This is a genomic window from Pseudomonas sp. lyk4-R2A-10, assembly GCF_030209075.1.
Classification (GTDB): Bacteria; Pseudomonadota; Gammaproteobacteria; order Pseudomonadales; family Pseudomonadaceae; genus Aquipseudomonas; species Aquipseudomonas glycinae.
On sequence record NZ_JARVSR010000015.1, the window covers coordinates 83,736 to 107,265 of the forward strand.

At 61.0% G+C, this 23,530-nt stretch carries 26 protein-coding genes; 12 read left to right on the forward strand and 14 right to left on the reverse strand.

Going from position 1 to position 23,530, the window contains the following annotated elements:
- Positions 1-175 precede the first annotated feature (175 nt).
- The 4 genes from QRN46_RS25530 to QRN46_RS25545 all read left to right on the forward strand — a co-directional run bounded on the left by QRN46_RS25530 (position 176) and on the right by QRN46_RS25545 (position 5,388).
- Positions 176-1,552 carry a glutamine synthetase family protein gene (locus QRN46_RS25530; RefSeq protein WP_011333558.1) on the forward strand — a complete coding sequence of 459 codons (1,377 nt, stop codon included), beginning with the start codon at positions 176-178 and terminating at the stop codon, positions 1,550-1,552.
- A 253-nt stretch (positions 1,553-1,805) separates the two neighbouring features.
- Positions 1,806-3,296: an aldehyde dehydrogenase gene (locus QRN46_RS25535; protein ID WP_011333559.1), complete on the forward strand. Its 1,491-nt coding sequence runs from the start codon at positions 1,806-1,808 to the stop codon at positions 3,294-3,296.
- Positions 3,297-3,349: 53 nt separating this feature from the next.
- Positions 3,350-4,633 carry an NAD(P)/FAD-dependent oxidoreductase gene (locus tag QRN46_RS25540; protein WP_201817476.1) on the forward strand — a complete coding sequence of 428 codons (1,284 nt, stop codon included), beginning with the start codon at positions 3,350-3,352 and terminating at the stop codon, positions 4,631-4,633.
- A gap of 206 nt (positions 4,634-4,839) precedes the next feature.
- Positions 4,840-5,388 carry a cupin domain-containing protein gene (locus QRN46_RS25545; RefSeq protein WP_011333561.1) on the forward strand — a complete coding sequence of 183 codons (549 nt, stop codon included), beginning with the start codon at positions 4,840-4,842 and terminating at the stop codon, positions 5,386-5,388.
- A gap of 73 nt (positions 5,389-5,461) precedes the next feature.
- Here QRN46_RS25545 and QRN46_RS25550 read toward each other — a convergent pair whose 3' ends face one another.
- Positions 5,462-6,208 (reverse strand): hypothetical protein, encoded by a 747-nt coding sequence (locus QRN46_RS25550; protein WP_221615732.1) that lies wholly within the window; start codon positions 6,206-6,208, stop codon positions 5,462-5,464.
- A 67-nt stretch (positions 6,209-6,275) separates the two neighbouring features.
- Positions 6,276-6,560: a hypothetical protein gene (locus tag QRN46_RS25555; protein WP_011333563.1), complete on the reverse strand. Its 285-nt coding sequence runs from the start codon at positions 6,558-6,560 to the stop codon at positions 6,276-6,278.
- A gap of 589 nt (positions 6,561-7,149) precedes the next feature.
- Here QRN46_RS25555 and QRN46_RS25560 point away from each other — a divergent pair.
- The 5 genes from QRN46_RS25560 (at position 7,150) to QRN46_RS25580 (ending at position 10,139) form a co-directional block, all read left to right on the forward strand.
- Complete coding sequence (locus QRN46_RS25560; protein WP_041475210.1) at positions 7,150-7,575, forward strand: hypothetical protein; 426 nt, start codon at positions 7,150-7,152, stop codon at positions 7,573-7,575.
- A gap of 62 nt (positions 7,576-7,637) precedes the next feature.
- Positions 7,638-8,051, forward strand: a complete 414-nt coding sequence (locus QRN46_RS25565; protein ID WP_041475211.1) for a hypothetical protein — start codon at positions 7,638-7,640, stop codon at positions 8,049-8,051.
- A gap of 201 nt (positions 8,052-8,252) precedes the next feature.
- On the forward strand, positions 8,253-8,642 hold the full coding sequence (locus QRN46_RS25570) for a hypothetical protein (RefSeq protein ID WP_285358055.1): 390 nt from the start codon (positions 8,253-8,255) through the stop codon (positions 8,640-8,642).
- A 15-nt stretch (positions 8,643-8,657) separates the two neighbouring features.
- A complete protein-coding gene (locus QRN46_RS25575; RefSeq protein WP_285358058.1) occupies positions 8,658-9,080 on the forward strand; it encodes an HD domain-containing protein in 423 nt (140 codons plus the stop codon).
- A 39-nt stretch (positions 9,081-9,119) separates the two neighbouring features.
- Positions 9,120-10,139, forward strand: coding sequence for an AbrB family transcriptional regulator (locus QRN46_RS25580; RefSeq protein WP_201817472.1), 1,020 nt, complete (start codon positions 9,120-9,122; stop codon positions 10,137-10,139).
- A gap of 18 nt (positions 10,140-10,157) precedes the next feature.
- Here the strand turns inward: QRN46_RS25580 and yidD are convergent, their stop codons facing one another.
- Both yidD and QRN46_RS25590 read right to left on the reverse strand, forming a co-directional pair.
- Positions 10,158-10,364, reverse strand: coding sequence for a membrane protein insertion efficiency factor YidD (yidD, locus tag QRN46_RS25585; protein ID WP_201817465.1), 207 nt, complete (start codon positions 10,362-10,364; stop codon positions 10,158-10,160).
- A complete protein-coding gene (locus QRN46_RS25590; RefSeq protein WP_011333569.1) occupies positions 10,361-10,603 on the reverse strand; it encodes a hypothetical protein in 243 nt (80 codons plus the stop codon). Before QRN46_RS25590 ends, yidD begins: the two co-directional genes overlap by 4 nt.
- A gap of 169 nt (positions 10,604-10,772) precedes the next feature.
- On the opposite strand from QRN46_RS25590, the gene QRN46_RS25595 reads away from it, so the two are divergent.
- Positions 10,773-11,213 carry a YMGG-like glycine zipper-containing protein gene (locus QRN46_RS25595; protein ID WP_011333570.1) on the forward strand — a complete coding sequence of 147 codons (441 nt, stop codon included), beginning with the start codon at positions 10,773-10,775 and terminating at the stop codon, positions 11,211-11,213.
- Here QRN46_RS25595 and QRN46_RS25600 read toward each other — a convergent pair.
- From QRN46_RS25600 to QRN46_RS25610, 3 genes are read right to left on the reverse strand one after another with little or no spacing between them, the layout of a single operon-like run.
- The gene (locus tag QRN46_RS25600) at positions 11,198-12,223 is read right to left on the reverse strand and encodes a DUF2955 domain-containing protein (RefSeq protein ID WP_011333571.1); all 1,026 of its coding nucleotides are present in this window, start codon (positions 12,221-12,223) and stop codon (positions 11,198-11,200) included. The two genes, QRN46_RS25595 and QRN46_RS25600, sit on opposite strands and share 16 nt — an antisense overlap.
- Positions 12,213-13,310 carry an HlyD family secretion protein gene (locus tag QRN46_RS25605; protein WP_011333572.1) on the reverse strand — a complete coding sequence of 366 codons (1,098 nt, stop codon included), beginning with the start codon at positions 13,308-13,310 and terminating at the stop codon, positions 12,213-12,215. The genes QRN46_RS25600 and QRN46_RS25605 overlap by 11 nt, the downstream gene beginning before the upstream one ends.
- Complete coding sequence (locus tag QRN46_RS25610) at positions 13,303-14,856, reverse strand: efflux transporter outer membrane subunit (protein ID WP_285358063.1); 1,554 nt, start codon at positions 14,854-14,856, stop codon at positions 13,303-13,305. Before QRN46_RS25610 ends, QRN46_RS25605 begins: the two co-directional genes overlap by 8 nt.
- Before the next feature lie 131 nt (positions 14,857-14,987).
- Here QRN46_RS25610 and QRN46_RS25615 point away from each other — a divergent pair, with 131 nt between their 5' ends.
- Entirely contained in the window at positions 14,988-15,503 is a 516-nt protein-coding gene (locus tag QRN46_RS25615) for a transporter suffix domain-containing protein (protein ID WP_011333574.1), read from the forward strand.
- 268 nt (positions 15,504-15,771) lie between these two features.
- The gene (locus QRN46_RS25620; protein ID WP_011333575.1) at positions 15,772-16,557 is read left to right on the forward strand and encodes a DeoR/GlpR family DNA-binding transcription regulator; all 786 of its coding nucleotides are present in this window, start codon (positions 15,772-15,774) and stop codon (positions 16,555-16,557) included.
- Between the two features lie 48 nt (positions 16,558-16,605).
- Here QRN46_RS25620 and QRN46_RS25625 read toward each other — a convergent pair whose 3' ends face one another.
- The 7 genes from QRN46_RS25625 to fdhD form a co-directional block, all read right to left on the reverse strand.
- On the reverse strand, positions 16,606-17,889 hold the full coding sequence (locus QRN46_RS25625; protein WP_011333576.1) for an NAD(P)/FAD-dependent oxidoreductase: 1,284 nt from the start codon (positions 17,887-17,889) through the stop codon (positions 16,606-16,608).
- Positions 17,890-17,921: 32 nt separating this feature from the next.
- A complete protein-coding gene (locus QRN46_RS25630) occupies positions 17,922-19,286 on the reverse strand; it encodes a glutamine synthetase family protein (RefSeq protein ID WP_201817449.1) in 1,365 nt (454 codons plus the stop codon).
- A gap of 424 nt (positions 19,287-19,710) precedes the next feature.
- Positions 19,711-21,057: a chromate efflux transporter gene (chrA, locus tag QRN46_RS25635; RefSeq protein ID WP_285358065.1), complete on the reverse strand. Its 1,347-nt coding sequence runs from the start codon at positions 21,055-21,057 to the stop codon at positions 19,711-19,713.
- A gap of 283 nt (positions 21,058-21,340) precedes the next feature.
- The gene (moaE, locus tag QRN46_RS25640) at positions 21,341-21,802 is read right to left on the reverse strand and encodes a molybdopterin synthase catalytic subunit MoaE (protein ID WP_285358067.1); all 462 of its coding nucleotides are present in this window, start codon (positions 21,800-21,802) and stop codon (positions 21,341-21,343) included.
- A gap of 3 nt (positions 21,803-21,805) precedes the next feature.
- Positions 21,806-22,057, reverse strand: coding sequence for a MoaD/ThiS family protein (locus QRN46_RS25645; RefSeq protein ID WP_007957033.1), 252 nt, complete (start codon positions 22,055-22,057; stop codon positions 21,806-21,808).
- Positions 22,054-22,539, reverse strand: coding sequence for a cyclic pyranopterin monophosphate synthase MoaC (gene moaC, locus QRN46_RS25650; RefSeq protein ID WP_039770876.1), 486 nt, complete (start codon positions 22,537-22,539; stop codon positions 22,054-22,056). The genes QRN46_RS25645 and moaC overlap by 4 nt, the downstream gene beginning before the upstream one ends.
- Complete coding sequence (gene fdhD / locus QRN46_RS25655) at positions 22,536-23,378, reverse strand: formate dehydrogenase accessory sulfurtransferase FdhD (protein ID WP_007957029.1); 843 nt, start codon at positions 23,376-23,378, stop codon at positions 22,536-22,538. The genes moaC and fdhD overlap by 4 nt, the downstream gene beginning before the upstream one ends.
- Positions 23,379-23,530: the final 152 nt, after the last annotated feature.

Consider the following 23,530-nt stretch of genomic DNA (forward strand, 5'->3'; position numbering starts at 1 on the left):
ATCTTCATGATCCGCGGGCCTCTGGCGCCTGCATTGGCACGAGAGTGTTAAAAAAAGCCCGAAAAATAAACGCTGAGCGGCCCTGTGTTCGCTATTGACTTCACTTTGCCGTTCGGGTTGACTGGCTCGGCGAAACAGAAGTGAACATAATAATTAACAGCTAAATAGGTGCATCATGTCGGTCCCTCTGCGTGCCGTTCAACTCAACGAAGCAAACGCATTCCTTAAGAAACATCCTGAGGTTTTGTACGTCGACCTTCTGATTGCAGACATGAACGGTGTGGTGCGCGGCAAGCGCATCGAGCGCACCAGTCTTCACAAGGTTTACGAGAAAGGCATCAACCTGCCGGCCTCGCTCTTTGCCCTCGACATCAACGGCTCCACGGTGGAAAGCACCGGCCTGGGCCTGGACATCGGCGACGCCGACCGTATCTGCTACCCGATCCCTGGCACCCTGAGCATCGAGCCCTGGCAGAAGCGCCCGACCGCACAACTGCTGATGACCATGCACGAACTGGAAGGCGAGCCATTCTTTGCCGACCCGCGTGAAGTGCTGGCCAACGTGGTGCGCAAGTTCGACGCATTGGGCCTGACCATTTGCGCCGCGTTCGAACTCGAGTTCTACCTGATTGACCAGGACAACGTGAACGGCCGTCCGCAATCGCCGCGTTCGCCGGTTTCGGGCAAGCGTCCGGTGTCGACCCAGGTCTATCTGATCGACGACCTCGACGAGTATGTCGACTGCCTGCAAGACATCCTCGAAGGCGCGAAAGAGCAGGGCATTCCTGCCGACGCCATCGTCAAGGAAAGCGCCCCGGCGCAATTTGAAGTCAACCTGCATCACGTGTCTGACCCGATCAAGGCGTGCGACTACGCCGTCCTGCTCAAGCGTCTGGTGAAGAACATCGCCTACGACCACGAGATGGACACCACCTTCATGGCCAAGCCGTATCCGGGCCAGGCGGGCAACGGTCTGCACGTGCACATTTCGATTCTGGACAAAGAAGGCAACAACATCTTCGCCAGCGAGGATCCCGAGCAGAACGCCGCGCTACGCCACGCGATCGGCGGTGTGCTGGAGACCCTACCTGCGCAAATGGCCTTCCTGTGCCCGAACGTCAACTCGTACCGCCGCTTCGGCGCGCAGTTTTATGTGCCGAACTCGCCGAGCTGGGGCATCGACAACCGCACCGTGGCCGTCCGCGTTCCGACCGGTTCGCCGGATGCCGTGCGCATCGAACACCGTGTCGCCGGTGCCGACGCCAACCCATACCTGCTGATGGCTTCCGTGCTGGCCGGTATCCACCACGGCCTGACCAACGAAATCGAACCGGGCGCCCCGGTCGAAGGCAACAGCTACGAGCAGAACGAACAGAGCCTGCCGAACAACCTGCGCGACGCCCTGCGTGAGCTGGACGACAGCGAAGTCATGGCCCGCTACATCGACCCGATGTACATCGACGTATTTGTCGCGTGCAAGGAAAGCGAGCTGGCCGAGTTCGAAAACTCGATCTCTGACCTTGAGTACAACTGGTATCTGCATACGGTGTGATTCTGAAAAGCCGCTCACCCTAACCCTCTCCCCGAGGGAGAGGGGACTGACCGAGTTGTCTCGGGATTTCCGGCGACCTGACCGATCCAATCGATTATGGATTCGGAAGAGATGTTTCAGGTCGGCGGAGCTCTCCAGCATTCCCCGGTCGGTCCCCTCTCCCCCCGGGAGAGGGCTAGGGTGAGGGCAGCCATCTCAAGCCGAACACACACACACCAGACACCCCCAAATTCCCCCGCGTCGAGCCACCACCATGACAACGACCCGCAACGACTGGGAACAACGCTTCCAGTCCCTGACCCTCGAATCCCGCGCCTTCATCAATGGCGAATACCGCCCGGCCATCAGCGGCGAGACCTTCGAATGCCTGAGCCCCGTCGACGGCCGTTTCCTGGCCTCCGTGGCCAGCACCGATGAAGCCGACGCCAACCTCGCCGTTGAAGCTGCGCGCCAATCCTTCAACGCCGGCGTGTGGGCCAACAAGGCCCCGGCCGAGCGCAAGCGCATCCTGATTCGCTTCGCCGATCTGATCCTGCAACACCAGGAAGAACTGGCGCTGCTCGAAACCCTCGACATGGGCAAACCGATCAGCGACTCGATGAGCATCGACATCCCGGCGACCGCCAACGCGATCCGCTGGAGCGCCGAAGCGATCGACAAGATCTACGACGAAGTCGCCGCCACCCCGCACGACCAACTCGGTCTGGTCACTCGCGAACCATCGGGCGTGGTTGCTGCGATCGTGCCGTGGAACTTCCCGCTGATCATGGCCAGCTGGAAATTCGCCCCGGCGCTGGCGGCGGGTAACTCGTTCATCCTCAAGCCTTCGGAAAAATCCCCGCTGACCGCGATCCGCATCGCGCAACTGGCGCTGGACGCGGGCATTCCGAAAGGCGTGTTCAACGTCCTGCCAGGCTTCGGCCACACCGTCGGCAAGGCGCTGGCGCTGCACATGGACGTCGACGTGCTGGCCTTCACCGGCTCCACCGCGATTGCCAAGCAACTGATGATTTATGCCGGCCAAAGCAATATGAAACGCGTCTGGCTCGAAGCAGGGGGCAAGAGCCCGAACGTGGTGTTTGCCGACGCTCCGGACTTGCGCGCGGCAGCACAAGCGGCGGCCGGCGCCATTGCGTTCAACCAGGGCGAAGTCTGCACCGCCGGCTCGCGCCTGCTGGTGGAGCGTTCGATCCGCGAGCAATTTATCCCGCTGCTGGTGGAAGCGCTGCAAGCGTGGAAACCGGGGCACGCCCTGGATCCGGCGACCACGGTCGGCGCCGTGGTCGATCAGCGTCAACTGGACAACGTGCTGCGCTATATCAGCATCGGTCGGGAGCAGGGTGCCGAGCTGATCGCCGGCGGCCGACGCACCCTCGAAGACACCGGCGGCACCTACATCGAGCCGACGATTTTTGACGGCGTGACCAACGCCATGACCATCGCCAAGGAAGAAATCTTCGGCCCGGTGCTGTCGCTGATCACCTTCGACACCGTCGAGGAAGCGCTGCACATCGCCAACGACAGCATCTTCGGCCTGGCCGCCGGGGTCTGGACCAGCAATCTGAGCAAGGCCCACACCTTCGCCCGTGGCCTGCGCGCCGGCAGCGTGTGGGTCAACCAGTACGACGGCGGCGACATGACCGCGCCGTTCGGTGGCTTCAAACAGTCGGGCAACGGTCGCGACAAATCGCTGCACGCGTTCGACAAGTACACCGAGCTGAAAGCGACCTGGATCAAGCTCTAATTCTATTTACAACGGTGGACGCCGGTTTTTCCGGCGTCCCTCGGAGAACAATAATGAAACAACAACACGTCAACAGTTATTACGCCGCCACCCGCAACGAAGTCATCGACTTCCCGACGCTTGAAGAGTCGGTGGAGTGCGATGTCTGCATCATCGGCGCCGGCTACACCGGCCTGTCCTCGGCACTGTTCCTGAGCGAAGCCGGCTACAAGGTGACGGTGCTGGAAGCGGCGAAAGTCGGCTACGGCGCCAGCGGTCGCAACGGCGGCCAACTGGTCAACTCCTACAGCCGCGACGTCGACGTGATCGAAGAGCGCTACGGCGACAAGACCGCCGAAATCCTCGGCAGCATGATCTTCGAAGGCGCCGACATCATCCGTTCGCGCATCAAGGAATACGACATCAAATGCGACTACCGCCCGGGCGGCATTTTCGCAGCGATGAACAACAAACAGCTCAAGGGCCTGGCCGAGCAAAAACGTAGCTGGGAACGTTACGGCAATAAGAACCTGAAGATGCTCGACGCTGCGGACATCCGCCGCGAAGTCGGCTCCGACGCCTACGTCGGTGGCCTGCTGGACATGCAGGGCGGCCACATTCACCCGCTGAACCTGGCCCTCGGTGAAGCCGCGGCCATCGTGCGTCTGGGCGGCAAGATCTACGAGCAGTCCGCTGCGGTGGAAATCAAGTATGGCGAGCCCAACGTCGTGCGCACCGCCCAAGGCCAGGTCCGCGCCAAGTACCTGCTGATCGCCGGAAACGCCTACCTGCCGCAAGGCCTCGACAACCGCGTGACCGCCAAGAGCATGCCGTGCGGCTCGCAGATCTGCGTCACCGAACCGTTGACCGAGAAACAGGCCCGCAGCCTGATCACCAACAACTATTGCGTCGAGGACTGCAACTACCTGCTCGACTACTACCGCCTCACCGCCGACAACCGTCTGCTCTACGGCGGCGGCGTGGTCTACGGCGCCCGCGAACCGGACGACATCGAAACCCTGATCCGCCCGAAGATCCTCAAGACCTTCCCGCAGCTCAAAGACGTGAAAATCGATTACCGCTGGACCGGCAACTTCCTGCTGACCATGTCGCGCATGCCGCAATTCGGCCGCATCGAGAAAAACGCCTACTACATGCAGGGCTACAGCGGCCACGGCGTCACGTGCTCGCACCTGGCCGGCAAACTGATCTCGGAAATGATCCGCGGCGACGCCGAACGCTTCGACGCCTTCGCCTCCCTGCCACACATGCCGATGATCGGCGGCCGTACCTTCTCGGCCCCGCTGACCGCCCTCGGCGCCGTGTACTACTCGCTGCGCGACCGTTTCGGCATTTGATTAACCTCGCCGGTGGCCCCCCCAAAAAAGGGCGCCGCCGGCTTTTTCTTGTGCCGTCCATCGAACCTGCTGAGCAACACCGACAAACGTGATTTAATAGCCGCCTTTCACGGTTCCGGGACACGGGAGCAACGTGATCCGCGCGCCTTGCGCGGCACCCGCCACCCACCCCCATCGCCCTTAAGTCGTTCTCACATAAGGCTGTCATGGATACGGGTTCTCGACTCAAACTAGTACGCGAAAGCTACAAACTCTCCCAGCGCGAGCTGGCCCGGCGTAGCGGCGTGACCAATGCCACCATCTCCCTGATCGAACAGAATCGTGTCAGTCCTTCCGTCAGCTCACTGAAAAAGCTGCTCGAAGGCATCCCGATGTCCCTGGCCGACTTCTTCACCTTCGACCAGCCCCCCCGCGAACACCAATACGTCTTCCGCGCCAACGAACAACCCGACCTCGGCCGCCACGGCCTGCGCCTGCTGCTGATCGGCGCCTCGGTCCCCAGCCGCCAGATGCGCTTGCTGCGCGAGCAATACGCACCGGGCGCGAGTTCCGGGGAAGAGCCGATTGTTCACGCGGAAGGTGAGGAGTGTGGGTTGGTGACGCGCGGCACCGTGGAGTTGACGGTGGACGGGCAGGTGAGTGTGTTGAGTGCGGGGGATGGGTATTACTTCCCGACGACGCTTCCGCACAAGTTCCGGAATATCGGGGCGGATGAGGCGGAGATTATTAGTGCGAATACGCCGGCGAATTTTTAGCGTGCAGCCGTAGTTGATTCAGTATTTTTAATGGAAGGCGTTTCTCGAGTGAAACGCCTTCCAGTTGTGAGCGCTATTTTTCGACTGTGGTGGAGGGAGTGGAGACTACTTTGACTTCAAGAGCTCCTAACTGCGTCAGGTTTGAGTCGAGTATTCCAAGAAAGTTGATAACGTGCTGCCCATAGATTTCAGTCGCTCTCTGTGAGTTTGTTTTTGCCTCGTTAGTTTCTTTCATGACTGAGCCAAGATTATCAAATACGCTGCTTTTGTTATTGAAGAACTTGGTTGCTTCCCCTTGTAGTACAACGGTTGACGCATTTGCTCTAAAGGCTTCGCCCCAGGCTAGCATCAAGCTGCTTTCTTGACCGCGACTCTCTTTTGATTGGCTGTCAGTTGGGTTAAGTTCGAAATTTGCAAGCAATAAAAGTTGTTGTGCTGTTGCTTTTCCATAATACCGACTAACTTTGAAGTAAAGGGCTATAAGGTTTTTGTGCCAGTCTCGTTCAAAGGTCGAGAATTTTGTGAAGGCCTCGGAGGCCAGGAAATCATCCCAGCCTTTCTCGGATTTTCTCGCCGCATCATTAAAACGTTGAAGCTCTTCATAGCTTTTTATAAGAAGTTGTGTCGTTTCTTGTGCAGTTTGCTGAGCACCATCTACAAACCGTTGCCGATCAGATCGTTCGTTGGCTTTCGCTGATTCTGACGCAGTGTAATACGCGCCCAGGGATGCTGTGACTATCGCAGTCAGTATGGAGGTTGCCAGGTTTAAGGAAATAGTATTCATGATGTTTGAATCGGAATTGTTTTTGGTCAGCTGCATATTGGGTTTGGATCTATGCGGGAAAGTTTGGGTTTTAAACTATCTAAATGATGAGTTTCGTAGTTGATTACGTGATCGCTACCCTGCGTCGTTCAATCACTCTAAATACATCGCGCACGTCCTGAACCAGGATTCTGGCTGTAGTGGTAACTATGTTGATGTCTTGTTCGGCGTGGTCTGGGAGGTGGATGCAGGCCATGAGGTCGAGGTATTTGAGCACTGCGCTCAAGCGTTCGCTGGCGCAGGCGTGGAGGTCACTCAGTGGCGCGTCGGCATCGATGAACAGAACGGGGTGGTCAGTGGCGGGGTGGGACATTGGGGCGTAGTTGCACTGCGGTGACTTACTTGTCATGGGTAAAAATCCTTAGCTCAGAAATTAATAATCACCGCTCGCTGCGAAACGAGTTGGGTGGCAGTTATGCGCGGGTTCGCAGACCGAGGAGCTAAGACCCGGCAGACCCGAAGGTCTCCCACGCACAACCGCCATTAAAATGAAGCACAGGCAAGTAGCCGGGCCGCATTGTGCCGGGTGTGGACTTAGCTCGCTAGGGCTGCGAAACCCTATCGCCAAATTCGTTCAGCGACAGACCCACTCTAGGTACCGATTCCCATCGTCGCAATCAGACTGTAGGACGTGAAATCACCACGTGTGGCCAGCGGTTTTGCTCCCGTTCGGTGGCGTAACGCGCGTAAATCAAAGGCTGCGGTGTATCAGGGAAAAATGACTTGCTCGGTTTCGGCCCGCTTCGCAGCCCCACAAGAACAAGCTCCCTCACCACGCGGAGCAATTTCCTACGGCGTTTTCAGATCAAAAAATTCATCACACATTCCAGTCCCGGAACTTTCCCCAAAACCGATGTCAATTTGATGGCGTGTCGCGACGCTCATTCATCGGCTCAAGCAGTGCCAGGCTGGTTCCTGGTCAACCATGGAAGTGTGTGATGAGACTATTACTCGCAATGTTGTTGATGTTCAGCGGCTACAGCTTTGCCAGTTGCGGCAACATTGATGACCACGATCAGCGTGCCTATTGCAATGCAAGGGAGAGCGGCAGCAGTTGCGGCAACATCGACAATCACGATTTGCGGGCGGCATGTAACGCGGAGATGGGCGGCAGTTCCTGCGGCAACATTGACGACCATGACCAGCGCGCCTACTGCAACGCCAAACAGAGCGGCAGCAGTTGCGGCAACATCGATGATCATGACCTGCGTGCGCGGTGCAACGCGGAGCAGGGTGGCAGTTCCTGCGGCAACATCGATGACCATGACCAGCGTGCCTACTGCAATGCCACAACGGGCGGCAGCAGTTGCGGGAACATCGACAATCATGATTTGCGCGCGCGGTGTGAGGCCATGAAGCGCTGATCTGGTTTTGATTGCTTTACCCAATGCCAGGCTGTTTCCCGGCAAGCTCAAGGAAGTGTGAGATGAAACTGATTCTTGCGATGTTGTTGCTGTTCAGCAGTTACACGTATGCCAGTTGCTCCGGTATTCAGGATTCCGATCAGCGCAACTATTGTCAGGCTTTGCAGGAGGGCAGCACGTGTGGGGCCATTCACGATCGTGACCTGAAGGCCTCCTGCGAGGCGCAGAAGGGCAGTACTTGCGGTGGCATCTATGATCATGATTTGCGCAACTATTGTGAGGCCATGAAGGGAAGCACCTGCGGAAGTATCAATAATTCGGATTTGCGCGCAGCGTGTGAGGCTGAAAAAGGCAGTACCTGTGCGCCCATCAATGACCACGATCAGCGAGCATTCTGCGAGGCTAAAAAGGGCAGCACCTGCGCAGGGATCAATAATTCGGATCTACGCAATCAATGTGAAGCCATGAAACGCTGATCCATCGGCCTCATTCCAAACGCAAAAAGGGACACCCAACGGTGTTCCTTTTTTATGGGTGCCTGAAACGGATTTCCCGGACCACCCAGTCAAACTTTTCACTTGCCACGCCCCGGCTCATCACCAAAGGTTCCCCCCACCAGCACCACGTCGTAGACTGCGAAACAAGTTGTAACGCCTCTCCCACGGACGGAACCGCGCATGATTCAAATCGGCAGCCGCAACAACGCCCCCACGCCGCAGCACAAAACCCAGGACATCTACATCTTCAGCATCGACCTGTCCCGCCCGGCGACGCCGTTCTGCTTCGAGCAATCGATCGGTGGTGGGCATGTCGAGCAGGGTGGTGCGCGGTGGTTGGCGCTGGATGAGCTGGATGGTTGGCCCGGTGAGTGGCGTGAGCATTTGAAGAAGGCCGGATGTGCCTGGGTGGTTGAGTTGATGGACGCTCATTCGGGGGAGAGTCAGGCTGATCTGGTCTCGCTGATCCTTCAGCGCTACGCCGAGCCGGCGCAGCCAGCCGGACGTTTGCAGGCGATTGGGCGCTGGTTCAAACGTCATTTCTATATTGGCGGCCGGTACGGCGTCTGATCCGAGGAAACGCCCATGACTCAGACTCTGGAACGCGCCATCGCGATTGCCGCCACAGCCCACGCGGGGCAGGTGGACAAGGGCGGTGCGCCGTACATTTTGCATCCGCTGAAGGTCATGTTGCGCATGAGCAGCCTGGAAGAGCGCATCGTCGCGGTGCTGCACGATGTGGTCGAGGACTGCGGCATCAGCCTGGAGGATTTGCGCAAGGAAGGCTTCAGCGAAGCCGTTTTGGCCGCCATCGAATCGGTGACCAAAGTGCCGGGCGAGTCCTACGAGGACTTCGTCGAGCGCGCGGCGCAGAACCCGATCGGGCGGGTGGTGAAACTGGCGGATCTGGAAGAGAACAGCGACCTGTCGCGGATTGCCTCGCCGAGTTGGGAGGATCTGGAGCGGATCGAAAAATATCGGCGGGCGATTGGACGGCTGCGCGCCTGACTTAACTGAAAAGCACCTTGAATAGCCAGGAAGGCGACCATGAAATCCATTCTGTGTTTGTTGATTGCTGCCGGCTTCGGCGCGCTGTTGCAGTTCGAAGGCGTGCCCCACGGTTTACTGCTGGGCTCGATTCTTGTCACCGCACTTGTCGTCACTAAATTTGGCATCGCACCGGCGACGCCTTATGGTCTGGGTTACATCCAGGTCACGCTGGGTATCGCCACCGGGTTGATGTTCGAAGCGTGGGACAGCGCGACGGTCTCGACGATGTTGCCAAGCCTCGGCGTATTGCTGCTGTGCCTGGCAGTGCAAGTGGCGCTGGCCGCCTGGTGGCTGTCGCGCGGGGCAGGGTGGAATCGCACGGATGCCTTGTTGGCCGTTTATCCGGGTGCGCTGGCGGCGGTGTTCGATTTGCTGGAATCGCATCAGGCGTCGAGCAAGGTGATCATCGTGCACTTGATGCGGCTGCTGCTGATCACGGTGCTGGTGAGTTTGCTGATTCCCGGAACGGCACCGGTTGCCGTGACCGAAATTGATCCCTTGTCCACGGGCATGGCGTTGACCGTGCTGGCAGTGATCGGTTTGAGCGTGGTGGTCGGGCGTTTGCTGCTGGCCGTTGGCGTGCCGGCGCCGTTCATGTTGACGGCAATCATCATCACCGCCGTATTCGTGAAATCAGGATGGCTGCAGGGCTTTCACATGCCGGATTGGAGCCTGAATCTGGCGGCGCTGATTCTGGGTGTGCGGATCGGTTCGCGATTCCAGGGATTGGGCCTCGCGGAACTGGGACGTCATGGCCGCACGGCGCTGGTGTCGGTGGGTTTGATGATTCTGGTCGCGGCGGTTTTTGCATTGGCGGCGGCACGGTTGCTGGGCAGCGATGCGTTGTCGCTGTGGCTCGCCTACATGCCGGGGGCCATCGAAACCATCGCGATTGTGGCGTTCGCCGGCGGGCTGAATGTGGTGTTTATCCTAACTCACCATCTGGCGCGGATGGTGGTGTTGCACTTTGCGCCGGCGTTGTTGGTGCAGGTTCGGCGGGTGAGAGAAGGGGTGTGATCCAGGCTATGCTGGTTTTTACGGATAATCAGTGCCACCGTTTGGATAACGGCATCGACAAATTCGCCGAGCGGTTAGATCGACCCCTTTGAAGAAGCCATATTTCTGAAAGGCCAAAATCGAATAGTTCGAACAGCTAGGTTCGAATCTACATGCCGATCTCAGCCTTTCAGGCGCCATTTTCTGATAGCAACGGATTGCCAATATGGCGATGGGGACCATCATGCAGGCTTGCGTAGGGAAATGACGTAATACTCGGTCAGTACGTTTTTCTTACCCAGCAGCGCATCGAAGCACCCTGGTTTGACAGAAACTCCAATGGTATCGATTCGGTAAAACTCCCAACCGTCTTCTGCGTGGGAGTTCACTACGTTCTGAAGGTAGGCTGCGGCTTCATTCCCACGGTGCTCTTTGGCACGAACTTCAATGTTTGGTGGGACCTGAACCATTTTATATACGTACATCCTTGCTCATCCTTCCCATCGCTGCATTCCGAATGAATGACAGAACCCAACGTTTATACTCAATTTGATATCTCTTGGCCATCACTCGCTCAGCGTTGCTGGATTGGTCGTGAACTACACTCCCAGATTACCCCGCCCCACAGGCAACCCCGCCGCGTCGGAGGTCATCATGTTCCGCCATTCACTGTTCATCGCAGCGTGCCTGTGCGCCACACAGGCCAGCGCTGAATCCGTCGTCCCGCTCAAGGGCCAGACTTCCCAGCAAACCCAGATCGACATCAACGATTGCCATTCGATCGCATCCACCTCAACCACGTCGACACCCCAGGCCGGCGGTCGGTTGAAGGGCGCCGCCGTGGGTGCCGCTGCCGGCGCCACCGCCGCCGAAGTGCGCGGCCGTCAGCACGACGAGTTTTACGAAGCCGTGGACGATGATCGCACGCAGGATTACCGCCAGAACCGAGCCAAAGAGACGGCTGCCGCCGGTGCGGTGGTCGGCGGTGCGCGGCAGCGGCAGGATCGGCGCGAGCAGCGGCGGACCGATGCTTCAGCCAGTTCAAGCGCCTACACCGGTTGCCTGCAAGGGCGGGGTTATCAGGTCACGCCCTGACGGTTTTCCCGGTGTGCGACGAGCAGGTGCATCATCAGGCCGCTGTAGAGCGTCACCAGAATGAACAACCCCATGCGCACCGCGAAGGCGGTGTAGACGTCTTTGCCCGCTGCACTGTCCTCCACCGACTGGCCGAGCAGAATGATCATGGTGATCAGGGTGTTGAGCCAGAACCCCGGCGTGAGTTGCGTGGGGTGTAGCCGATAGAGTTTGCGTGCCATAAACAGCCCGAACAGCAGCATCCACAGAAAGAACATCCACAGGTGCACGAACAGGCTCAACGCGCACCAGAACAGCACCGCCAGCAGCCCGCCCAATAAGGTCGAGCCGAGCAATTCGCGCCCGGCGTGATGGGTGCGGGTGGTGGTGCTCTGTTGGCCGAGGCTGACGGCTTTGAGGATGATCGGCAGGTAGCTGGCCGGGTCGATCAGCACCAGCAGGAAGGTCGGCAGCACGATCAATGTTGCGCGCATCGCCACGCGGGGCAGGTCTTCGGCGGGCAGGGCGGGAGCGGGTGGTGGCGCGGGGCTGTTGGCCGGTTCCGGGAACAGGACGTGGCTCAGGCCGACGATGACGACGGCCAGCAACAGGCCTTTGACCAGCGCGCCGATCACCGCCATCGCCAGCTCGAATGAGGCGAAACCGGCGGCGGAGATCATGGTCATGCCGATCACCAGAAACGTCATGATCAGCACGTTGCCGCCGCGCAAGCCGTAGGTGAACACCAGAAACAGCCCAATAGCGATCAACAGCACGCCGCACACCGGGTAATAACGCAGCAACGGCACCAGCAACAGGCCGAGGCTGGTGGTGAATGCGGCGACCAACGTCAGCACCAGCGCCATTTTCACCGGCAACGGCCGAGGCATGCTGGCCAGCAGCAACACCGCGAGCACTGGAGACAAAAACGACAGCGGCAAGGCGAGGCCGTAACTGGCGGCGGTGCACAACGCCGTGCCGCAAGCCAGGCGCAAGGCCCGTTGCGCCGGAACGCTGCGCTCAATAGGCATACGACAGCCAACTCATCAACCAGACAAACATCCGCCCGAGTGGATTGAGCAGATTGCCCTCGCTCGGAAACGCCATGACTTCCGCCTGCCCGCCAGCGCGAATCGAACGACTCTCGAACAGGCGCTTTTTCGCCTCTTCGCTGAACTCGATGATCACCGGAAAGCGCTGGGCCGGACGTAGCCAGTCGCGACTGTTCTGGATCGTCGGCAGTGTTCCGGGCGGCGGCGTCTGGCCGACGCTGACCCCGTAACCGATGCTGCGTACCCGGCCGTCGAGCACTTCGCCGGGCAGGGCGTCGAGGATGATCGACACCGGCGTGCCGGGCTTGATCCGGCCGAGGTTGTTCTCGGTGAGGTCGGCGCTGATCCACACGTCCTGGATCGTGATCAGGGTCATTACCGGACTGCCGACAGCGGCGAACTGGCCGACGTCGGTGCGCAGGTCGGTGATCAAGCCCGCCGAACGCGCGCCAATGCGGGTGTTGGCCAGATCCAGTTCGGCCTTGGCCAGCGTGGCGGCGGCGCTGAGCAGCTTGGCGTTGGTGTCGGTGTTGCCGCCTTCCTGCTCCTGCGCACGCAGCACTTCGGCCCGGGCGGCGGCGACCTGGCTGACGGCGGCCTCGTGGTTGGCCCGGGACACTTCCAGCAGCCGAACCGAAACCGTGCCCGGATCTTCTTTGTACAAACCTTCCAGCCGTCGATTGTCCTGGCGCGTTTTGAGTTCATTGGCTTGCGCGGCACGCAACGATGCCTGAGCCGACGCGATGCCGGCGGTGCTGGCGCCGACCGTGCGCCGGGTGTTTTCCAGATCGGCGCGGGCCCGGTCGACGGCGATCTGCAGCGGCTGCGGATCGAGCTCGAAGAGAATGTCGCCGGCCTGCACGTCCTGATTGTTGCGCACGTTGACCTTGATCACCCGGCCCGCGACTTCCGCCGCCACCGGAATCACGAACGCGCCGACCCGCGCCTGCTGCGTGTAGGGCGTAAAACGGTCGGCCAGCAGATACCAGACCAGGCTCAGCACAATCACCAGCAGCACCCAGCGGATGCCTTTTTTCGCCGGATCCGGCGGCGCTTCATCACTCATGGCGGTCTACCTGCGAGGGAATCGGATAGGTCGGTCGGGGCGGCGGGGCGCTCAGCAGATCGCCCCAGTCGGTGCGTTGCTGCATCTGCTGTCGGGTCGCTGAATCAATCTGCGGTCCGGCGCTTTGCCAGCCACCACCGACGGCGCGGTACAAAGCGATCAGATTGCTCACGGCGTTGCTGCGGCTGACCAGATAGTTGTCCTGTAGCTCCAGCAACGCACGCTGGGCATCGAGCACCCGCTGAAAGTCTGAATAGCCTTCGCGATATTGAGTGTTGGCCAGCACCAGCGAACGTCGCGCCGCGCCTTCGGCCTCGCCGAGAATGCGTTCGCGTTCCAGCGCTTTGGTCAGGCCGCTGGCAGCGTCGTCGGCCTCGCGGGCAGCCTGGCGGACTTTGTCGCGATAGGCTTCGATCAGTTGCTGCAACCGCGCATCCTGCACGCGGATGTTGTTGTGGATGCGGCCGTAGTCGAACAGGTTCCAGCGCAGGCTCGGGCCACCGATCAGGTCGAGGCTGCGCGGAGTGGCGCCGAGGGTGTCGCTGGACCAGACGATGCTGCCGAGCAAGGTCAGCGAGGGATAAAGGTCGGTTTCCGCCACGCCGACCAGCGCCGATTGCGCGGCCACGTTCAGCTCCGCCGCGCGCACATCGGGACGGCGCAGCAACAGGTTGGCCGGGACATCCTGCAACACCGCGCGATCCACCAGTGGAATCAGCCCCGGTTGTTCCGCCAGAAACGCCGCGCCACCGGGCGGCTGGCCGACCAGCACCGCCAGCGCGTTGCGGGTACGCAGCAATTGATCTTCGAACGCCGGAATGCTGCTCAGGGTGCCGAGGTATTGGGTCCTGGCCTGTTGCAGGTCGAGTTCGGCGGTCTGGCCGCTGCGAAAGAGTTTTTCGGTGATTTCGAAATTGCGTTTTTGCTGGGCGGCGTTTTCCCGGGCGACCCGCAGCCGGGCTTCGGTGGTGCGCAGGGCAAAGTAGGTGTCGGCCACTTGGGCGCGTAATAGAACGAGGGCGTCTTCGTAGTTGGCCTGGGCGGCGAAGTAGCTGGCGTCGGCGGATTCGATGGCGCGGCTGAAGCGACCCCAGAAATCCAGTTCCCAGCCGACATCGAACGCGGCGCTGTGCTGCCAGAAGTGCAAGTCCTGCGGGTTGGTGCCGCCGGACTGGTGGCGGTCGATGTACAGGCTGTCGGCGCTGGCCTGTTGCAGTTGCGGGTAGCGACCGCTGTCGGCGATGCCCAGTTGCGCGCGGGCTTCGAGGACCCGCAGGCCGGCGATCTTCAGGCTGCTGTTGCGGGCTTCGGCGTCGCTGATCAAGCGGTCGAGCACTGGATCGGCAAACACCTGCCACCACTGGCGCAGGTCCGGCACTGTGCCGCGTTCGCTGGCCTGCTCCAGTGCCGGACTTTGCCATTGCTTGCTCCAGTCCTCCGCCGGCGGCTGGAAATCCGGGCCCAGCCGCAGGCAGCCGCCAAGGCTCAGCGCACCGAGCAACAGCAGGTGGCCGGGACGGATCAGCAGGGCTGGCGTTGCAGGCATACCGGGCGACCCCAGCGGGAAATGTCACTGGAGCATAGACCGCAGATTGCGGGTTGTTGGAAGCAATCAGCTGCTACGCTTTTTCAGGCGAACGCCACCGAACCCCGCCCCGGATAAAAAGGTAGGAAGCCATGGACACTGCTCAAGAACCGCTTGCCCCCACCAGCGCCAGTTGGAGATTCAAGGTCGGCGTGGCAATCATCTGCCTGATGCTCGGTTCGTGGCTGATGGTGCCGATTGCTGCCGCCCTCGACGTGCCGGGCTCGAAAGTCGCGGCGCTGACCGGGGTGTTGTTCATCAGCAATAAAGTGCTGTTGCTGCTGGTGATCGCGGTGATGGGCAAGGCCGGGTTCGCCGAACTCAAGCGCACGATCGGCCACTATATTTCCGGCGTGATTCCGACCCCGGTGGCCGAAGTCAGCCCGATGCGCCACAAGATCGGCGTGGTGATGTTCTGCCTGCCGCTGCTGTCGTCCTTCCTGGAACCGTATTTCGATAACTTCTTCCCGGGCGTACGGCCCAACCTCTGGCAGATGCAGGCGCTGGGCGACTTGATGTTCGTCGGCAGCTTTTTCGTGCTGGGCGGCAATTTCTGGGACAAGGTGCATGCGCTGTTCGTGCGCAAGGCGCGGGTGGTGGCGGAGTGATCGCCGATCGAGCATTGATTTCGATCAGGCATGCCCAAGCGCGATGGCAAACGATACGACGACCATGCAGGCAAATGCGAAATTGAGGTTCATGGGGTATTCATCCTGGTCCTTTTGAAAGTGGGGCCATTCTGCCGGGGTGGGGTGAAAAGAAAAAATTCGGCTTCGTGATTCCAATGATCGAAGCCATTGATACCTGCGTTGTGTTTACCGACCGGCTTGGCTAATCTCGCCAAACCTGCAACGACAAGCACAAACAGGCAAAACCATGCACGATCATTCCGCTTCCGAGCTTCCCTCCCTGCGCCGGCAGAAAATCCTTCTGATCCTCGAACGTGACGGCAAGGTCATGGCGTCCGAGTTGAGCCAGCATTTTGCGGTGTCCGAAGACACCATCCGCCGCGATCTCGCCGAGCTGGACAACGCCGGACTGGTGCAGCGAGTGCACGGCGGCGCGCTGCCGAGGCCCAAGGACACCGGCAAGGATTACTTCACCCGGCTGGACGAGATCGACGAGGTGAAAATCCGTCTGGCGCAATTGGCGGCGCAGCAGGTGCGCAACGGGCAGACGGTGATGTTCGACTCCGGTTCCACCTCGTTGCAGGTGGCGCGTTCGTTGCCCAGGGACATCAGCCTCACGGCGGTCACAGCATCGCCGATGACGGCGATTGCGTTGTCCGAATACCCTGGCATCAAAGTGATTCTGGCGGGCGGGCAGCTCAATCCGAAAACCATGTCCGCCGGCGGTCACGAGGCGCTGCGGCTGCTGTGGGGGATCAAGGCGGATCTGGCGATCACCGGGGTCTGCGCGATTCATCCGGAGGTGGGCATCACCTCGCTGCATTTCGATGAAGTGCCGGTCAAACAGGCGCTGCTCGACTGTGCGACGCGGGTAATTGCCGTGACCACGGCGGATAAGCTCGGCGCGGTGGAGCCGTTTGTGGTGGCGCCGTGCGAGCGCTTGCACACGCTGATCACCGAACGGCATGTGGCGTCGGGGAGTGTCGAGGATTATCGGCGGTTGGGGATTGAGGTGGAGCAGTTGCCCGACTGAGGTTTTGCGGCAAAAAAGACCCCATCACTGGCGATGGGGCCTGTTCGATCAGCGCAGTTTTTCCAGCATCTGGTAGTACCACATGCCGGCCGCCAGCATCGGATTCCCCAGCAGATCGCCCATCGGCACGCGAATGTGCGAGCACGCGGCAAACGTGTCGAACTGCTGCATCTGCCCGGTGATCGCCCGGCTCATGATTTCACCCATGATGTGGGTCGTAGCGATGCCGTGGCCGGAGTAGCCCTGGCAATACCAGACGTTGTCCGAGAGCTTGCCCAGTTGCGGAATGCGGTTGATGACGATGCCCATCGCGCAGCTCCACTGATAGTCGATCTTCACCCCTTTGAGCGCCGGGAAAGTCTGTTCGATACACGGGCGCAGTTCGCCGGCGATGTCCCGTGAGTCCTTGCCGCTGTAGTTGGCGCCGCCGCCGAACAGCAGGCGACCGTCGGCGGTGAGGCGGTAGTAATCGAGGACGAAGCGGCAGTCGTAAACGGCGAGGTCTTCAGGGTTGATCTGTCTGGCCAGATCGCCCAATGGTTCGGTGGTGACGATGCCGCCCATGGCCGGGAAGATCTTGCCCTTGAGCTGGCCCGGCTCGAGCTTGTGGTAGACGTCGCCGGCCAGCAGCACCTGATTGGCGTCGATCCGGCCGTGGGTGGTGCGCACGCCGGGGCTGTCGCCGTGAATGATCTCCAGCACTTCGCTGTTTTCGAAGATCAGCGCGCCGTTGCTTTCCGCCGCTCGCGCTTCACCGATGCACAGGTTGAGCGGGTGCAGGTGCATGTTGCGAGTGTTTTTGATTGCGCCGTGATAGAGCTCGCTTTGCAGCAGGTCGCGCACCTGGCTGCGATCGAGCAGGCTGACTTCATCACCCATGCCGCGACGCACGGCTTCGTCGTAATCGCTGCGCAAACCGGCCATGTGGCTCGGCTTGTAGGCGGCGTGCAAATGGCCGTGCTTGAGGTCGCAATCGATCGCGTATTTCTCGACGCGCTGTTTGATGATTTCGTGCCCACGCCAGCGCAGGTGCCAGATAAAGTCATCGACCTCGTCGCCCAAGGTGTTGCGCATTTGTTTGCGCATCGCGCCGTCGCCGGACAGGCTGCCGGTGACCTGCCCGCCATTGCGCCCGGTGGCGCCCCAGCCGATCTTGTGGCTTTCGACGATGGCGACTTTCAGGCCTTTCTCGGCCAGCTCGACGGCGGTGGCGACGCCGGTGAAACCGCCACCGATGATCACCACATCGACCTTGTGCCGACCTTGCAGGGTCGGGTAGTCAGTGTCGCGGTTGAGGGTCGCGGTGTAGTAGGAATTGCTGCGTTCAGTCATGTCGGTATCCAGGGCAAGAAGAGGAAAAAGGATCAGGCTTCGGTCAGATACCAGCGCCAGTCCTGCTCACCCACTTCAGCCATGAACTGCCGGTATTCCGCGCGTTTCACCGCCAGATACACCCCGAGGAATTCCTGCCCCAGCGCATCCCGCGCCCACACCGAGTTTTCCAGTGCCGTGAGCGAGGTCAGCCAATCGGTCGGCAGCAGCTCTTTCGCCTGCGCGTAGCCGTTGCCTTCCACCGGCTCGCCCGGATCGATGTCGTCTTTTATCCCGCGATGAATGCCCGCGAGGATCGCCGCCGCTGCCAGATACGGGTTGGCATCGGCGCCGCAGATGCGGTGTTCGATGTGCCGGGTGTTGGCCGGGCCGCCGGGCACGCGCAGGCTGACGGTGCGGTTGTCGACGCCCCAGGTCGGCGCCAGCGGCGCATAACTGTTGGCCTGGAAACGCCGGTAGGAGTTGGCGTTCGGGCAGAACAGCAGCAGCGAATCGAGCAGGGAAGCGAGCATCCCGCCAATCGCCGTGCGCAACAGCGGGGTGCCGGCCGGGTCCTCGGAGGCAAACAGATTGCGTCCCTCGGCATCGGCGAGGCTGACGTGCATGTGCATGCCGGTGCCAGCCAGGTGATCGAACGGCTTGGCCATGAACGTCGCCTGCATCCCGTGCTTGTGCGCCACGGCTTTGACCAGTCGTTTGTAGCGCACGGCCTGGTCCATCGCCTCCAGTGCATCGCCGTGTTCGAGGGTAATTTCCACCTGGCCCGGCGCGTATTCCGAGATCGCCGTGCGCGCCGGAATGCCGTGCAGTTTGCAGGCGCTGTAGAGATCGGCGAGGAACGGTTCGATCTGTTCCAGCTCACGCAAACCGTAGACCTGCGTGTGTCTCGGTCGACCACCGTCGGCATCCAGCGCCGGTTGCGGGCGACCGTTGTGATCGCGTTTGGCGTCGAGCAGATAGAACTCCAGCTCGCAGGCCATTACCGGGTGGTAACCCTCGGCTTTCAAGCGGTCGATGATCTTGATCAACAGGTGACGCGGGTCGGCAATGCTCGCCGGCATGCCTTGTTCCGGATGCATGCTGACCTGCACCGCAGCAGTCGGAATCTGCCGCCACGGCAGGCGTACCAGACTGCCTTCCAGCGGGTAGGCGCGGCAGTCGATGTCGCCGACGTCCCACACCAGACCGGAGTTTTCCACGTCTTCGCCATGCACGGTCAGGCCGAGAATGGTGCTTGGCAGCGGGCGACCGCTTTCGTACACAGCGAGCAGTTCTTCCCGGTGCAACAACTTGCCCCGGGGCACGCCGTTGGCGTCGAGGATGAACAGCTCGATCATGTCGATGTCGGGGTTGTGCTCGAGAAAGCTGCGGGCGTCTTCAATGGCTGCGAATTTCATAATCAATCACTCACGATGGCGCCGCACAGGCGCGCAGATTCGGGCCGGACGCAGCGCGGCAAAAGGCGCGGGCGTCCTGGCAGGGATATCGAAAAAAGAGGGGGAGCTGTCGCGATTTTTTACCGGCGCGATCAGACGGGCAGGCAGATATCCGGCGGGCGTGCGGAGTGACGCAGCTTGGAGCGGCTCAGGGCCATGGGGAGATTGACGATGCGATTCATGCGCGGCCCCTGTGAAGGAGGGCGCACAGTACAGAGACGTTCAACGATTCTGATTGTTGGAGTGACGTGCTCATGACGCGTGTTTCCGTTGGCGGAAAACGTCGGCGGCGGGAGTGTCCCGCCATGCCGGTGTGGCTGGATAGTAAGGGGGAATCCCCGGACAAGTAAACGCCTGTTTCCGGGAGCTGTCGCGGGCCCCCGGTTCAGCGCAGCAGGTAAAACCCCAGCCCGACGAGGGCGCAAACGATCAACACCTCGATTACCCCGCGCTTGAAAAAGAACAGGGCGAGGGCGGCCATGAGGGCCAGCACGATCGAGAACACATCGGGCTGACCGGCAAAACCGGCGGGCCAGAACACGTGGTAAGCAAAGAAACACGCCAGATTGAGGATCACCCCGACCACCGCTGCCGTGATCGCGGTCAGTGGCGCAGTGAATTTCAGTTCGTTGTGCGTCGACTCCACCAACGGCCCACCGGCGAGGATGAACAGGAACGAGGGCAGGAAAGTGAACCAGGTCACCAGTGTCGCCGCCAGCGCGCCGGCGGCGAATGCGTGTTCCGGGCCGAATGTCGGTTGCACGTAAGCGCCGACGAACCCGACAAACGCCACCACCATGATCAGCGGTCCCGGCGTGGTTTCGCCCAAGGCCAGGCCGTCGATCATCTGCGTCGGCGTCAGCCAGCCGTAATGCCCGACCGCGCCCTGATACACGTAAGGCAGCACGGCGTAGGCGCCGCCGAAGGTGAGCAATGCCGCTTTGGTGAAGAACCAGCCCATCTGCGTAAAGGTGCCGTCCCAACCGAACAACGTGGTCAGCAGTGCCATGGGCAGACACCACAGCAGCGCACCGATCAGCGCCAGACGCAGCAGCCTTGGCAAGTTGAACTGCGCATGTTCGGGCGGCGGTGTGTCGTCATCGATCAGCGCCGGGCCGAAGGACTTCTCGCTGCCGCGATGGCCGCCGTTGCTGAAGCGCTGCGGCGCCCAGCGTCCGCCGAAATAGCCGATCAGTGCTGCGCCGAGCACGATCAGCGGGAACGGCAGGTTGAAGGCAAAAATCGCCACGAACGCTGCCCCGGCAATCGCCCACAGCCAGCTGTTTTTCAAGGCTCGCGAACCGATGCGATGGGCCGCGTGCAACACAATCGCGGTCACCGCCGGTTTGATTCCGTAAAACATCCCGGCTACCGCCGGCACGTCGCCAAGCGCAATATAAATCCAGGAAAGAGCGATCAGGATCAGCAGCGAAGGCAACACAAACAACGCCCCGGCCAGCACGCCGCCAGGGGTGCGATGCAGCAGCCAGCCGATGTAGGTCGCCAGTTGCTGGGCCTCCGGGCCGGGCAGCAACATGCAGTAGTTGAGCGCATGCAGGAAGCGCCGCTCGGAGATCCAGCGCCGGCGCTCCACCAGTTCCTGATGCATGATCGCGATCTGCCCGGCGGGGCCGCCGAAGCCGATGCAGCCGAGTTTCAGCCAGAAGGGCCAGGCCTGGCGCAGGCTGACAGGCTCGGGCCGGGGCAAATCCTCAGGGGGCGTTGTGCTCAAACGAGGCTCCAGGGTTGGTTTTGTCGGAGATGCTATCTAATCAGGCTTTTGTGAATTTGTGGCGTCCGCCTTGCCCTCACCCCAGCCCTCTCCCGGAGGGAGAGGGGGCCGACCGCATTGTCTTGCGTGATACATCGACCTGAAGAATCGAGTCGATTATGGATTCAGCACACTGCTGTTAGTTGGATTCAACGCTATACGTTCAGGTCGGCGTATTTCTCAAGCATCCCCCAATCGGTTCCCTCTCCCTCTGGGAGAGGGCTAGGGTGAGGGCTTTCGGTCTTCAGGCATGCGCCAGACTCCAGCGAACCGCCGCATCCTGATCACTCTCCCGCGCCTCGACCCAATGCGAACCGTCGGGGGTGGTCTCACGCTTCCAGAACGGCGCCCGGGTCTTCAGCAGATCCATGATGAACGCGCAGGCCTCGAACGCCGCATGCCGATGCTTGCTGCTCACGCCAACGAACACGATCGGCTCGGTCACCGACAATGCGCCGACCCGATGCACAATCTCCACCGCCAGCAACGGCCAGCGCTCGCGAGCCTGTTCGGCTATCTGCTCCAGAGCCTTCTCGGTCATGCCCGGATAGTGCTCCAGAAAAAGCTCGCTCACCGACTGCCCGACGTTCAGATCCCGCACATAACCAATGAAATTCACCACCGCGCCCACCCGTGGATTGCGCGCATGCAGGTCGGCAATCAACTGACCGGCATCGAAGCCTTTACGCTGGACTCGAACACCCATGTCTCAACCCCCCGTGACCGGCGGGAAAAACGCAATCTCGTCGAAGTCCTCAATGGCCTGATCCGGCTGACACAGCTCCTGATTCACCGCGCACATCAGGTTGCCGGCACCGAGCACTTCACGCCAGACATCGCCGCGCTGCATCAGCATTTGCCGCACATCTTCGACACAAGCGAGGGTGTCGCTGGCCGGAATCTTTTCACCGCCCAGATTGAGCCGGTCACGGTAGCTGGCGAAGTAGTTGATCAGAATCATTGCGGGTTCTCCCATTGAAAGTGGCCGGAGCGGCCGCCCTGTTTGCTCAGCAGGCGGATGTCGCCGATAACCATCGCCCGGTCCACCGCCTTGCACATGTCGTAGATGGTCAGCGCGGCGACGCTGGCGGCGGTCAGGGCCTCGAGTTCGACCCCGGTCTGGCCGGTGAGGCGGCAGGTGCTGGTGATCTGCACGCGATCCGGTTCACAGGCCTTGAGTTCGACGTGGATAGAGCTGAGCAACAGCGCATGACACAGTGGAATCAACTCGTGGGTGCGCTTGGCCGCTTGAATCCCGGCGATCCGCGCCACGGCGAACACATCGCCCTTGGGGTGGCCGTTGGACTGGATCATTTGCAGTGTTTCCGGGCGCATCTGCACCCAGGCCTGGGCGGTGGCTTCGCGGCGGGTCGCGGCTTTGTCGCTGACGTCGACCATGTTGGCGCGGCCCTGATCGTCGAGGTGGGTGAGGGTGTTGCTCATGCGGTGGGCTCCTGGATCGGGCTGTAGATTCGCGGGGCGTTGCGGTGCGGGACGTGGATCAGGTTCAGGCGGTGCTTGAGCGCCCAGCGCACGGTCAGCGCAGTCGGGGCGGACAGGCTGACGAGGGTGCCGAGGCGGGCGCGTACGGCTTTGTGGATCAGTTCGAGGCTGCAACGGCTGGTGACCACGACGAAGCCCTGACGCGCATCGAGGCCTTCGAATTGCAAGGCGCCGATCAGCTTGTCGAGGGCGTTGTGGCGGCCGATGTCTTCGCGGCACAGCAGTGCTTCGCCGTCGGCGTCGAAGTACAGCGCCGCGTGCAGGGCACCGCTGCTGCGGGCCAGTTGCTGGGCCTGCTCGATGCGCTGGCGGATGCCGTTGAAATGCGCGGCGGGTGGCAAGGGTGTCGGGGTCAGGATCTCCAGTTGCGGCAGCGCCTGCTCAAGGGCTTCCACGCCGCAGAGGCCGCAGCCGCTGGTGCCCGCCATCTGCCGGCGATGATCCTTCAGAGCCCAGAACGCGCGGCTGGAAATCTGCACGTCGGCCTGGCAGGCCTGGTCGAAATGGGTCAGGCGGATGTCGTGGATATCGTCGAGGCGGTCGACAATGGCGTTGCTCAGGCTGAAGCCGCGAATGAAGTCCTCGATGTTGCCCGGTGAGACCATCATCACCGCCTGATTCAGTCCGTTGTAGCTGATGGCTAGCGCGATTTCGGCCGCCAGCGCCGCGTGGGACACCGGCGCGTCGTCGAGGTATTCGCGGTACGCCACTTGCGCCGGTTGTGGCGCGGGGGCGTTGGCGTCGCCCGGTTCGATGAGTTGTTCAACTTGGCACAGCATCTTGAAAAGTCCCCGAAGCGCTGAAGTGGGTTCAGGCTACGGGGCAGGGAAAAGTGCGTCCAATCGCTTGTTCCGATGCAGTGATTGGATTGGTCGATGACCGCAGGCGGACCTGAAGTCGTTGCACCGAAGTGCAACGTTTCAGGCAACTT